The organism is Paraburkholderia madseniana (genome assembly GCF_009690905.1).
GTDB classification, from domain to species: Bacteria; Pseudomonadota; Gammaproteobacteria; order Burkholderiales; family Burkholderiaceae; genus Paraburkholderia; species Paraburkholderia madseniana.
In genome coordinates this window covers 1-12,300 of record NZ_VOSW01000170.1, presented here as the reverse complement: position 1 = coordinate 12,300, position 12,300 = coordinate 1, and the positions used below count along the sequence as shown (strand labels likewise).

The window sequence follows — 12,300 nt, the reverse complement described above, 5'->3', positions numbered from 1 at the left end:
TCTCCCGATCAAAATGACGTCCATCGAACAACTCCTTCAGGCTCTTCAGTTTGGTCATCACCGGTTATCAGTTCGTTTTGCTCCAACAACTCTAACCGATTCGCCGATCCTATTTGCACCAGAACCGCATTGGGCACGGGGTGCGGCGCGTGGATCGGCGGCTTGATGCTGAGCAGTTCGCCGACGGGACAGATCGAGGGATATGGGACCGTGGGATGGGTGGCGGTCGCCGTCGCGTTGATCGGGGTGCTTTGGGTTTCCCGGGTTCGAGGGGCGCAAAGTACAGTGCCGCCGCCAGGTGTATTCAGGGGCGACACAGTAGGAGGAGGATGACGTTCACGCACGCCGACGCAGCCTGAAACACCGCGTCGGCGCGCGCTGCCTTCAAGCTTCCTCTACCCCCAACCCAACCAGCGGATGCGTTTCCCGCTTCCACGGCGAGCTCAGAAAATGGCGGACGCGTTCCGAGCGCACTTCCGCAAGCGTCGCCGGCGCCCAGCGGCTCTTGCGATCCTTGTCGATCAAGTGCGCCCTCACGCCTTCGCAGAAGTCGCCTTCCTCGATCACCCGCTTGACGATGCCCAGCTCCATCCGGAAGCACTCCGCCAAGGTCATCTGCCGGCCGCGCAGGAGTGCCTCGCGTGTGACATACAGCATCGTGGGCGAGTGTCCAACCATCGCGTCATAAGCAGACTGCAGCCACTGTTTCACCTCACGCGCAGGCTCGCGCTCCAGATCGTGGCGCAATGTCGCGACGATCCGCTCGATGCTCGACCGCCGGTCGAAATGCCGCAGGATCAACTGGGTAAACGGCCCCAATGCAGCATGCGGGATGATGTTGCACGGCGGCTCGAACACGCCGCGCAATGCAGCCATCAAGTCTCCCCCGTGCGACATGCGCTGCAGGCGCTCTTCGAAGGTGGCAAGCCACTCGGCCGGCACGCACAGATCCGCGAGTTGCAGGCGCAATGCGTCGGCGCCGGATAGCGTCACGCCGGTGAGCCCGACATACAACTCGACCTCCGCCGGCATCACGCTCAGGAAACGCGTCGCACCGACGTCAGGCAGAAAGCCGATGCGCGTCTCCGGCATCGCAATCTTGCTGCGCTCCGTGACGATACGCAGCCGCGCCGCCTGACCGAGCCCCATGCCTCCGCCCATCGAGATACCGTCGAGCAAGGCGACCACCGGCTTCGGAAAATTGTGCAGCGCGTAGTCGAGCCGGTATTCGTCGACGAAGAACGCAAGCCAGCGGCTGTCGCCATTCTTCGCGAGCCGGTGCACCTCGCGCACGTCGCCGCCGGCGCAAAAGCCCTTGGTGCCCGCACCTTTCAGCACGAGCGCAACGATGCCGTCGTCGGTACGGCAATGTTCGACCAGTACGGCAAGCTCGCGCACCATCGCGTGCGATAGCGCATTGAGCGCGGCCGGCCGGTTCAGCGTGATGATCGCCACGCGGTTGACGACGCGAAACAGAATCTCGCGCTCCGCTTCGACGCCCGTATCGACCGCGACGCTCTGCAAGGCGCTCATCGATGCGTCTCCTGCCCGGCGTTAGCGGCCGGCTCAGCTTGCGTCACCTGCCAGCGTGGCGCGCGCTTCTCGAGAAACGCATTGACGCCTTCGCGCTGATCGGCGCCGTCGAACAGATCGACAAATCGTTCCCGCTCCACCGCCAACGCCGCCGCACGCGGCACGCCGTTGCGGCCCTGGTGAATCAGCGTCTTGCTGAAGCTGACCGCTTGCGGGCTGAGGCTCGCGACACGCGCTGCCATCGTCAACGCGGCCTCGCGCGCGGCGCCCTTTTCCACCACTTCTTCGACGAGACCGATACGCAATGCGGTCGCAGCGTCGACGCGTTCGCCGGTCAGGATCATCCGCTTGGCCCAGCCTTCGCCGACCAGCCACGGCAGTGTCTGCGTGCCGCAGCCGCATGACAATAGACCCACCGCCGTTTCGGGCAACGCCAGCAACGCGTGTTGCTCGGCGATGCGGATATCGCAGGCCAGCGCACATTCGAGCCCACCGCCCATCGCATAACCGTTGATCGCTGCGATCACCACTGGCCGTGCGTTCTGCAGGGTCTCGAACGCCGCGCCAAAGCGCGTCGCCGCCGTGCGCGCGACTTCGCGATTGCCATCGGCGAACGTGTTCAGATCGGCGCCCGCGCTGAAGAACTTCGGGCCGTCGCCCGTGATCACGATAGCCCGCACGCGCGCTTCGCCGTTCAGACGCTCCACCGTCTGCTGCAATTGCAGCAAACCGTCCGGTGTGAACGCGTTCGCGGGCGGCCGCTTGAGCGTCAGCAGCGCAACGGCGCCGTCGTGTGCGTAGTCGAGTTCGATCATTACTCGTCTCCGTCCTTGCTGTCCTTGCCGTCCTTGCGATAGAGCTTGATCACCGCCGAGAAGTCCAGACGTCCTGCGCCCTTCGTGCTCATCGTCTGATAAAGCTGTTGAGCCAGAGCGCCGAGATACACCGGTTGACGAGCGAATTTTGCGGCGTCGGTGGCGAGCCCCAGGTCCTTAAGCATCAGATCGGTGCCGAAGCCGCCGGTATAGCCGCGCGTGGACGGCGCGGTTTCGATCACGCCGGGCATCGGGTTATACGTGTCCGAACTCCAGCAGCGGCCGGTCGAGGTATTAATGATGCCGCCCAGCACTTTCGGGTCGATGCCGAGCGCCTCGCCCAATGACATCGCCTCGGCCACGCCCGCCATCGTGATGCCGAGCACGAGGTTATTGCAGATCTTCGCCACCTGACCGGTGCCGGTGTCGCCGCAATGCACGATGTTCTTGCCCATCGCCGACAACACCGGTTTGACCTGCTCATACGTATCCGCGCTGCCGCCGACCATGAAGGTCAAGGTGCCCGCCGCCGCGCCCCCGGTGCCGCCCGAGACGGGCGCGTCGACGAAGGTATTACCGCGTTGCTCGGCAAGTTCGGCAAACGCCTTCACACTCGCGGGATCGATGGTGCTCGAATCGATGATCGTCACGCCTTCCGCGATGCCGGCGAAAACGCCGTCATCCGCTATCAGCACGCTGCGCACGTGAGTGGCAGCGGGCAGCATCGTCACCACACATTCGACGTCTGTCACCGCGGCCTTCGGCGAACTTGCGGCTTTGGCGCCCGCATCGACGAGTGCCTGCACCGCTTGCGCATTGAGATCGAATACATTGACCGCGTGACCCGCCTTCAGCAGGTTGAGCGCCATCGGTGCGCCCATGTTGCCGAGTCCGATAAAGCCTATTTTCATGATGTCATTTCCCATGCAAAACAATGGACCTTAGGCCTCAGCGCAGGCTGATGGTCGTGTTGACACCGTCGTTGACGGTATCGTCGTCGAACCAGCGGGCGGTAACCGTCTTGGTCTGCGTGTAGAACTGCACGACCTGCTTGCCGTACGGCCCGAGATCGCCGAGTTTCGAGCCGCGCGAGCCGGTAAAACTGAAGAACGGCACGGGCACCGGAATCGGAATATTGATGCCGACCTGGCCGATATCGATCTCGCTCTGGAATTTGCGCGCCGCCGCGCCGCTTTGCGTGAAAAGACCCACGCCGTTGCCGAACGGATTGCTATTGACGAGCGCGATCGCGTCATCGAGCGTGGCGGTATTCAGTACCACCAGAACCGGGCCGAAGATTTCCTGACGATAGATCTCCATCTCCGTGGTGACGTCCGCGAAGACCGTCGGGCCGATGAAGTTGCCTTGCTCGTAGCCCGGCACCTTCACATCGCGGCCGTCGAGCGCCAGCGTTGCGCCCTCTTTCACGCCTGTTTCGATCAAGCCGAGAATGCGCTGCTTCGCGGCACGTGAGATGACCGGGCCGACGTCCGTACCCGGCTCATTACCGGCGTTGACCTTCAGCGTCTTCGCCTTCGCCACCAGATCGGGCAGCCATTGCTGCGCCGCGCCGACCAGCACGACCACCGAGGTTGCCATGCAACGCTGTCCCGCTGCGCCAAACCCTGCGCCAGCGAGAGCATTCAAGGTCTGCTCGCGATTCGCATCGGGTAGCACCACCGCGTGATTCTTTGCGCCCATCATCGATTGCACGCGTTTGCCGTGTTCGCTACCAAGGCGATAAACGTGCGTGCCGACCGCGGTCGAGCCGACGAAGGAAATTGCCTTCACCAGATCGTGCGTGCAGAGCGCATCGACCACGTTCTTGCCGCCATGCACGACATTCAGAACACCCTTCGGCACACCGGCTTCGAGCGCCAGTTCAACCAGTTGCATCGTCGACAGCGGATCCTGCTCGGAAGGCTTCAGCACGAACGTATTGCCGCAGACGATCGCCATCGGGAACATCCACAAGGGGATCATGGCGGGGAAATTGAACCGCGGGATGCCGGCGCATACGCCGATCGGCTGCCGAAACGTGTAGGTCCCCACGCCGCCCGCCACATTCTCGGCGAACTCACCTTGCTGCAAGGTGCCGATCGAGCAGGCATGTTCGACCACTTCGAGCCCGCGGAAGATATCGCCTTCCGCGTCGGGGATCGTCTTGCCCTGCTCTGCGCTCAGTGTCTTGGCAATACGCGGCGAATGCTCGCGAATCAGCGCCTGGAACTTCAGCATGATGCGCATGCGCGCGCCGATCGGCGTGTCCTTCCACGTCTTGAACGCGGTGTGCGCGGAGCGGATCGCTTCGTTCACTTCATCGGCGGTGGCGAACGGCACGCGTGCGAGCACCTCTTGCGTGGCCGGGTTGACGATGTCGCGCCATTCGGTGGTTTTGGATTCGACGAACTCGCCGTTGATCAGCAGTTTGACGGTGGCGGCCTTGTTCGATGCAGTTGCGCTCATGCTGGAACTCCTGTGCAGTGACCGCGTGGCGGCCGGACAGTGATGTGGAATAAAAAGAATCAATGCAGAATCAACGCAGATCCGGGAAGTCCTCTTCCCAATACTCGCCCGGCAGGCGCGCGGGTTCGGCCTCGCGCTCCATTTCGCGGCGCCGCAATTCGACGCGGCGAATCTTGCCGGAGATGGTTTTCGGCAGCTCGCTGAATTGCAGGCGGCGAATCCGCTTGTACGGTGCGAGTTTTTCGCGCGAGAACGCGAAGACCGCGCGCGCGAGTTCGGGGCTGGCTTCATACCCTTGGCGCACGGTGACGAACGCTTTGGGCACCGCCAGGCGCAATGCATCGGCGCTCGGCACCACAGCGGCTTCGCCGATCGCTTCGTGTTCGATCAGCACGCTTTCGAGTTCGAAGGGGCTCAGCCGGTAATCGGACGATTTGAAAACGTCATCGGCGCGGCCGACGTAGACGTAGTAGCCATCATCACGACGCAACGCGACGTCGGAGGTGTGGTAGAACCCGTTGCGCATGGCTTGCGCCGTGGCGTTGGCGTTGTTCGCGTAGCCGGTCATCAAACCGAGCGGACGTTCGGCCAGAGGCAGCGATATTTCGCCTTCGGTGACGGGTTGATCGTCGGCGTCGAGGAGCTCGATTTTGTAGCCCGGCAGCGGACGGCCCATCGAACCCGGCACAACCGGTTGCCCCGGCGGGTTGCCGATCTGGCAGGTCGTTTCGGTCTGACCGAAACCGTCGCGTATCGTGATACCCCACGCATGCTTGACGCGCTCAATGATCTCCGGATTCAACGGCTCGCCCGCGCCGACGATCTCGCGCAGCTTCACCGGATAGTCGGTGAGATGCTCCTGCACGAGCATGCGCCAGACGGTCGGCGGTGCACACAGCGTGGTGACGTTGAAACGCACCAGCACGTCAAGGGTGTCTTTCGGCACGAAGCGCGGAAAGTTGAAAACGAACACGCAGGCCTGCGCATTCCACGGCGCGTAGAAGCAGCTCCACGCGTGCTTGGCCCAGCCCGGCGAACTGATGTTCCAATGGATGTCATTCGGTTGCAGGCCGATCCAGTACATGGTCGACAGATGGCCGATCGGGTAACTCTGATGCGTATGCTCGACCAGCTTCGGCTTCGAAGTCGTGCCCGAGGTGAAGTACAGCAGCATCGGATCGGTGGCCTGCGTGACGCCGTCGGGCGTGAATTGCGGCGATGCGTCATAGGCCGCGGCCAGATCGATCCAGCCGTCGCGCGGCGTGCCGACCGAGATGCGCGTGAGCGGCACGTCGAGTGCATCGAACTTGGCGAGCTCCGCGCTGTCGACCACCACGAACTGCGCGCCGCCAATCTGCACACGGTCGCGCACGTCGTCGGCGGAAAGCTGGGTGGTGGCCGGCAGCACGATCGCGCCGAGCTTCATGGCGGCGAGCATCACGTCCCAGAGTTCGACGCGGTTCGGCAGCATCAGCAGCAAGCGGTCGCCGCGCCCCACGCCGAGGCCGCGCAGGAAATTTGCCATGCGCGACGAGCGCTCCGACATCTGCGCGTAGGAGAGGGGCAAGCCGTCGCTGGCCGGATCGTCGACGATCCACAGCGCCGGGTTGTCGTTATCTCGCGCGATCACGTCGAAGTAGTCGAGCGCCCAGTTGAACTGGCCCGGCGTCGGCCACGCGAATTCGCGGTAGGCGCGCTCGTAGTCGGTTCGATGGCGCAATAACAGGTCGCGCGCTTCGAGAAAGCCCTTCGCTGCAGTCATCGTCGTCTCCAATCCCATGCTGTTGGCGCGGTATGCGCTCTGATTTTTGCCTGTGGATTTGCCTTGTCGGCAGGCTATTTTGCGCTCAAACGCCGTCTCACTTGCGTTTAAACATGCCGCGCGATAACCATCCGCTGCACTTCGCTGGTTCCTTCGTAAATCTGCGTGATGCGGGCGTCGCGATAGTGGCGTTCCACCGCGTAGTCCTCGAGATAGCCGTAGCCGCCGTGAATCTGGATCGCATTCGAACAGATCTCTTCGGCGAGTTCCGACGCAAACAGCTTGGCTTGTGACGCCTCGGACAAACACGGCTTGCCCTCCGTGCGCAGACGCGCTGCGTGGTGCACGAGCAGACGCGCGGCGTTCAGGCGGGTCGCCATATCGGCGAGCATATTGGCGATGGTCTGGTGGTCCTTCAGCGCCTTGCCGAACTGCACGCGTTCGTTCGCATAGAGGCGCGCGGCATCGAATGCAGCCCGCGCGATGCCGACCGCCTGTGCCGCAATACCGATGCGCCCGCCCTCGAGATTCGACAACGCAATGCGCAGGCCTTCGCCCGGTTCGCCGAGCAGATTGGCCTCGGGCACCGCGCAATCGTCGAACGAGATCGGGCAGGTGTCCGAGGCGCGAATGCCGAGCTTGTGCTCGGGCTTGCCGACGTTGAAGCCCGGCGTATCGGTCGGCACGATGAAGGCTGACAGGCCGCGCTTGCCGCGGTCGGGATCGGTGACGGCAAACACGATCGCGATGCTGGCGCGCGCGGCGTTTGTTACGAACTGCTTGTTGCCGTTGAGAATCCATTTGCCGTCGCGCAGCACCGCACGGGTGCGCAGATTGTTCGCCTCAGAGCCGGCTTGCGGCTCGGTCAGGCAGAACGCGCCGATGCGGCGGCCCGTGGCGAGGTCTTGCAGATAGCGGTCCTTTTGCGCGTCCGTGCCGAAGTTCAGGATCGGCCCGCAGCCGACCGAGTTGTGCACGCTCATCAGCGTGGCGCAGGCGGCGCAGCCCGCAGCGATCTCCTCGAGGGCGAGCGCGTAGGCCACGTAGTCCGTATAGGAACCACCCCACTCGGACGGCACGATCATCCCGAGAAAGCCCAGCTCACCCATTTGCGTCACGACTTCGGAGGGCAGTTTCGCGTCGCGATCCCACTGTCCGGCGTACGGCGCGAGACGTTCGGTGGCGAAGTCGCGGGCGGCGTCGCGGATCATCCGCTGTTCGTCGGTGTAGAAGCTATCCATGGCTCGATCCTGTTGTATGCATCGCGTCGCGGCGACGAGGCGCTGCTCGTCATTTGCGACTCATCGCAGGGGGATGACCGGCCTCGCCGTGGTGTCTCCGGGACGAGGCTTCCCGCGATCGGTTCAGGCCAAGTGTAGGGAAGCTACTGGACAGGTTCGATGCTCAGCCCGATCATTCTGATTGAGCGCATTTGCCATACCGGTATCATTCAAACCCGATTCAAACCACCTTTTCAAAGGCTTAGCGAATCGCCCCAAGGAAAATGTTGAGCGCATTTGCCAGAGAACCATGAAAAACATGAAAAACGCCAAGGACGACAAAGGCACGATTTCCGTCAGTCTCGTCGAGGAGGCCCTGACGCTGGCGCGAGCGCGTGGGTTCGAGGCGCTGCCGCTCGCCGAAGCCGCCGGCATCGCGGCAACGATGCTGACGTCGCCGAAAAGCCGGGTCTCGTCGGCGCAGTACGGCGCGCTGTGGGCCGGCATCGCCCGCGCGCTGGACGACGAGTTCTTCGGCCAGGACTCGCACCGCATGAAAAGCGGCAGCTTCGTCGCAATGACCCAGACGGCGCTGAGCGCGCGTAACGGCGCGCAAGCGCTCGCGCGGGCGGTCGGTTTCATGCGGCTCGTACTCGACGATCTTGGCGCAGAGATCGAAACGGATGCGCAGCGCGTGCGCTTGCGGTTTGTCGAACGCGAAGGCGCGAGGCCGCCGGCCATGTTCGCTTATGCGACCTACTTCATCGTTGTTTACGGCCTGCTGTGCTGGCTGGTCGGGCGGCGCATTCCGCTGATCGAGGCGCGCTTTCGCTGCGCCGAACCGCCTGCCGCGCATGAATACCGCCTGATGTTCTGCGACGACATGGCGTTCGATCAAACCGAGTCGTACGTCGACCTGTCGCCGGCATTTCTCGAACTGCCGGTGATCCAGACCACGAAGTCGGTCAAGCCGTTCCTGCGCGATGCGCCCGGCAGCTTCATCGTCAAATACCGCAATCCCGGCTCGCTTGCCGCTCGCGTGCGCAAGATGCTGCGCGCGCTGCCGATGGCCGGCTGGCCGGCCGCCGACCAGATGGCGCTGCGCCTGCACGTCGCCGAAGCGACGATGCGGCGGCGTTTGAAACAGGAAGGCTATACCTATCAGTCGATCAAGGACGACTTGCGGCGCGACATCGCAATCGGCGAACTACAGGACACCGATCGCACGATCGCCGACATCGCCACCGCCGTGGGTTTTGCGGAACCGAGCGCGTTTCATCGCGCGTTTCGCAAGTGGACCGGGATGCGGCCGACCGACTACCGGCCGGCGCGCGCGGATTTCACGCGCCGCGCGGAATCGGACTAAGCTGTAAGGAGCAGGCCAGCCTTTTTTTGGGGTATCGGCCCGCGCCGGTCGATACCCGTCGGCATGGCGCGGCAGCCGTCAGCGATGAGCACGTATCCGCGCCTCCCGTTCCGGCAGTCTGGTCCGCGCTTTGCGCTTATCCGTGGCGGAGTCGTGGGCCGGTTGATGCGCGGCATGACCGCGTTCGGCGTACTGTTGGCGCTCGGGTTTGCATTGTGTGAAAACGCACCGCGGGTTGGCGTCGCCGAGGCCGCCGGCGCGCCGAATAGCGTTGTCGTGATCCCGGTGAACGGCGCAATCAGTCCGGCCAGCGCCGACTTCATCGTGCGCAGCCTGCAGCGCGCCGCCGACGAACACGCGCAACTCGCCGTGCTGCAACTCGATACGCCCGGCGGACTGGATACGTCGATGCGGCAGATCATCAAGGCGATTCTGGGCTCGCCGGTGCCGGTCGCCACCTTTATCGCCCCGAGTGGCGCGCGAGCGGCGAGCGCCGGCACCTATATCATCTACGCCAGCCATATTGCGGCGATGGCGCCGGGCACCAATCTGGGTGCCGCGACGCCGATTCAGATGGGTATCGGCGGTGCGGAACCGCCTGCGGGCGGCGGCGGTATGCCCGGATTACCCGGCACGGGAGCCGGCGGCGGCGCACCAAAGAACGGGCCCGGAACGCCTGCCTCGGGGGATTCGGCGAACCCAGCGGCGCCAGCGAATTCTGCCAACTCAGCCAGCTCAGCGACCCCGGCGAGCGCCGGCAACGCCGCCAGCGCCGCCCTTCCGCTCGACACCCAATCCACCGAACTGCGCAAGCAGGTCCACGACGCGGCCGCCTACATCCGCGGCCTCGCGCAGATGCGCGGACGCAACGCCGACTGGGCCGAGCGCGCCGTGCGCGAAGCCGTCAGCCTGTCGGCCAGCGAAGCGCTCGCGCAGCACGTGGTCGATCTGAACGCGCGCGACATTCCCGACCTGCTGCGCCAGGTGGACGGCCGCACCATCAACACGAGCCAAGGCGACGTCAAACTCAGCACCGCCAACGCATCGGTAGTCACGCTCGAAGCCGACTGGCGCAGCCAGTTCCTCGCGGTGATCACCGATCCGAACGTGGCGCTGGTTCTTCTGATGATCGGCATGTACGGCCTCTTCTTCGAGTTCGCCAATCCCGGCTTCGTGCTGCCGGGCGTGGTCGGCGCCATCAGTCTGTTGATGGGTCTCTTCGCGATGCAGATGCTGCCGGTCAACTACGTCGGACTCGGCCTGATCTTTCTCGGCATCGCATTCCTGATCGGCGAGGCGTTTCTGCCGACCTTCGGCTCACTCGGTTTCGGCGGCATAGTCGCGTTCGTGATCGGCTCGTTGATGCTGATCGATACCGACGTGCCCGGTTATGGCATTCCGCTGCCCCTGATCGCGGCCGTGACCGTGTTCAGCGTCGTGTTTGTGTTCGGCGTGTCGAGACTCGCCCTGCGGGCGCGCAGCCGGCCCGTGGTGACGGGCTCGGAAGGGCTGATCGGCAGTCTCGGCGTCGTGCTCGACGGCGGCCTGTCGCCGGACGGCGGTCCGCTGCAGGGGGACGCAACAGCAGACGCAGCAGCGGGCGGCGGCACGCTGGCCGGCTGGGCGCAGGTGCATGGTGAACGCTGGCGGGTGTCCAGCACGGCCCCGGTCGCGGCCGGTCACACGGTGCGCGTCACCGCGCGCCGCGGACTGACGCTGACCGTGGTGCCCGCGGAAGCACAACAACAAGGGGAACGCTCATGATCGGTTTCACATTCGGCTTCAGCAGCATTCTGATTCTGCTGGTGGCCGCACTGATTGCTTCATCGATACGGATTTTTCGCGAGTACGAACGCGGCGTGGTGTTCATGCTCGGGCGCTTCTGGAAGGTCAAGGGACCGGGTCTCGTACTGATCATCCCGATCGTGCAGCAGGTGGTGCGCATGGATCTGCGCACCGTCGTGTTCGACGTGCCGCCGCAAGACGTGATTACGCGCGACAACGTGTCGGTGAAGGTCAACGCGGTGGTGTATTTCCGCGTCGTCGATCCGGAAAAGGCGGTGATCCAGGTGGCGCGTTATTTCGAGGCGACCAGCCAGTTATCGCAAACCACACTGCGCGCGGTGCTCGGCAAGCACGAACTCGATGACCTGCTGGCGGCTCGCGAGCAACTGAACGCCGATATCCAGAAGGTGCTCGATGCACAAACCGACGCGTGGGGCATCAAGGTGGCGATCGTCGAGATCAAGCATGTGGACATCAACGAAACGATGATCCGCGCGATCGCCCGTCAGGCCGAAGCCGAGCGCGAACGGCGCGCCAAGGTGATTCATGCGGAAGGCGAATTGCAGGCCTCGCAGCATCTGCTGGAGGCGGCGCAGACGCTGTCGAAACAACCGCAGGCCATGCAGTTGCGTTACCTGCAAACCCTCACGACGATCGCCGCCGACAAGAATTCGACGATCGTTTTCCCACTGCCGATCGATCTGCTGAGCGCGGTGCTGGATCGCTTCAGCAAGCCGTCGGCCTCCTGAACCGGGGGACGCGCCGCTTCACTTTAGCCCGCTTTGGATCACGGGGTGAAATGGTGCATTGCCTGCAATCGACTTACTCGGAATGACCATGAAATTTAAAATTTAGGGGTCGTTTTTAACCGCTCCATAGGAGCCAATCATGAAAATCGCTTCTCTAGTTGGACTCGGCGCGCTGTTAGCCGCCATGAGTGTAAGCAGCGCGTTTGCACAGACTTCGCGACCTTACGACCCGTCGGCGCCGCTAACGCGCGCCCAGGTGAAAGCCGATCTGGCCGCCTGGCGCGCCGCCGGCTACGATCCGCTCGACTGGATCGACTATCCGGACAACGCGCAACGCGCGGGCCGCATCGTCGCCGCGCGGCGGGCCCAGCAGATGAATGGGAGCACGGCGCAGTAATCAGTCTCAACCTGGCCTTGAAGCGGCAGGCCGGACTGCTCGCGACTGCAAAGGTCGCAGGCGGCGCCGGCCTTGTATACCCTGCACGTCCACGCATGAATCGCCTGCCGCGCTCTTTTCCCCTCCTGCGCCTTCTACCTGCATTTTTACGGCTGGCTTCTGGCCGAATCGTTTCAATTCACGCCGCCCCGCCAGGCTCCGCCTGTC

At 63.8% G+C, this 12,300-nt stretch carries 10 protein-coding genes and 1 pseudogene; 5 read left to right on the top strand and 6 right to left on the bottom strand.

All coding sequences use genetic code 11. The features are described from left to right. Positions 1 to 126: 126 nt before the first annotated feature. Positions 127 to 333 (top strand): annotated as a pseudogene (locus FSO04_RS48085) (MFS transporter); the annotation flags it as partial. A gap of 51 nt (positions 334 to 384) precedes the next feature. On the opposite strand, the gene FSO04_RS43265 reads toward FSO04_RS48085, so the two are convergent. From FSO04_RS43265 to FSO04_RS43240, 6 genes are all read right to left on the bottom strand, one after another. Next, positions 385 to 1,533, bottom strand: coding sequence for an enoyl-CoA hydratase/isomerase family protein (locus FSO04_RS43265; RefSeq protein ID WP_154567477.1), 1,149 nt, complete (start codon positions 1,531 to 1,533; stop codon positions 385 to 387). After that, complete coding sequence (locus FSO04_RS43260) at positions 1,530 to 2,348, bottom strand: enoyl-CoA hydratase (protein ID WP_154567476.1); 819 nt, start codon at positions 2,346 to 2,348, stop codon at positions 1,530 to 1,532. The genes FSO04_RS43265 and FSO04_RS43260 overlap by 4 nt, the downstream gene beginning before the upstream one ends. Next, on the bottom strand, positions 2,348 to 3,259 hold the full coding sequence (gene mmsB, locus FSO04_RS43255; RefSeq protein ID WP_154567475.1) for a 3-hydroxyisobutyrate dehydrogenase: 912 nt from the start codon (positions 3,257 to 3,259) through the stop codon (positions 2,348 to 2,350). Before mmsB ends, FSO04_RS43260 begins: the two co-directional genes overlap by 1 nt. 37 nt (positions 3,260 to 3,296) lie before the next feature. Continuing rightward, entirely contained in the window at positions 3,297 to 4,814 is a 1,518-nt protein-coding gene (locus FSO04_RS43250; protein WP_154567474.1) for a CoA-acylating methylmalonate-semialdehyde dehydrogenase, read from the bottom strand. 70 nt (positions 4,815 to 4,884) lie between these two features. Next, on the bottom strand, positions 4,885 to 6,576 hold the full coding sequence (locus FSO04_RS43245; RefSeq protein WP_154567473.1) for an AMP-binding protein: 1,692 nt from the start codon (positions 6,574 to 6,576) through the stop codon (positions 4,885 to 4,887). A gap of 107 nt (positions 6,577 to 6,683) precedes the next feature. Continuing rightward, entirely contained in the window at positions 6,684 to 7,817 is a 1,134-nt protein-coding gene (locus FSO04_RS43240) for an acyl-CoA dehydrogenase (RefSeq protein ID WP_154567472.1), read from the bottom strand. Between the two features lie 298 nt (positions 7,818 to 8,115). Here FSO04_RS43240 and FSO04_RS43235 point away from each other — a divergent pair, with 298 nt between their 5' ends. From FSO04_RS43235 to FSO04_RS43220, 4 genes are all read left to right on the top strand, one after another. After that, positions 8,116 to 9,162 carry an AraC family transcriptional regulator gene (locus FSO04_RS43235; protein WP_154567478.1) on the top strand — a complete coding sequence of 349 codons (1,047 nt, stop codon included), beginning with the start codon at positions 8,116 to 8,118 and terminating at the stop codon, positions 9,160 to 9,162. 84 nt (positions 9,163 to 9,246) lie between these two features. Further along, positions 9,247 to 10,926 carry an NfeD family protein gene (locus tag FSO04_RS43230; RefSeq protein WP_154567471.1) on the top strand — a complete coding sequence of 560 codons (1,680 nt, stop codon included), beginning with the start codon at positions 9,247 to 9,249 and terminating at the stop codon, positions 10,924 to 10,926. Beyond that, a complete protein-coding gene (locus tag FSO04_RS43225) occupies positions 10,923 to 11,696 on the top strand; it encodes a slipin family protein (protein ID WP_054036028.1) in 774 nt (257 codons plus the stop codon). The genes FSO04_RS43230 and FSO04_RS43225 overlap by 4 nt, the downstream gene beginning before the upstream one ends. A 139-nt stretch (positions 11,697 to 11,835) precedes the next feature. Then, entirely contained in the window at positions 11,836 to 12,093 is a 258-nt protein-coding gene (locus tag FSO04_RS43220) for a DUF4148 domain-containing protein (protein ID WP_154567470.1), read from the top strand. Positions 12,094 to 12,300 lie beyond the last annotated feature (207 nt).

Bases quoted from the DNA above. Each gene is read 5' to 3' on its own strand.
- FSO04_RS43265 (WP_154567477.1), bottom strand. From the start codon at position 1,533: ATGAGCGCCTTGCAGAGCGTCGCGGTCGATACGGGCGTCGAAGCGGAG.
- FSO04_RS43260 (WP_154567476.1), bottom strand. From the start codon at position 2,348: ATGATCGAACTCGACTACGCACACGACGGCGCCGTTGCGCTGCTGACG.
- mmsB (WP_154567475.1), bottom strand. From the start codon at position 3,259: ATGAAAATAGGCTTTATCGGACTCGGCAACATGGGCGCACCGATGGCG.
- FSO04_RS43250 (WP_154567474.1), bottom strand. From the start codon at position 4,814: ATGAGCGCAACTGCATCGAACAAGGCCGCCACCGTCAAACTGCTGATC.
- FSO04_RS43245 (WP_154567473.1), bottom strand. From the start codon at position 6,576: ATGACTGCAGCGAAGGGCTTTCTCGAAGCGCGCGACCTGTTATTGCGC.
- FSO04_RS43240 (WP_154567472.1), bottom strand. From the start codon at position 7,817: ATGGATAGCTTCTACACCGACGAACAGCGGATGATCCGCGACGCCGCC.
- FSO04_RS43235 (WP_154567478.1), top strand. From the start codon at position 8,116: ATGAAAAACGCCAAGGACGACAAAGGCACGATTTCCGTCAGTCTCGTC.
- FSO04_RS43230 (WP_154567471.1), top strand. From the start codon at position 9,247: ATGAGCACGTATCCGCGCCTCCCGTTCCGGCAGTCTGGTCCGCGCTTT.
- FSO04_RS43225 (WP_054036028.1), top strand. From the start codon at position 10,923: ATGATCGGTTTCACATTCGGCTTCAGCAGCATTCTGATTCTGCTGGTG.
- FSO04_RS43220 (WP_154567470.1), top strand. From the start codon at position 11,836: ATGAAAATCGCTTCTCTAGTTGGACTCGGCGCGCTGTTAGCCGCCATG.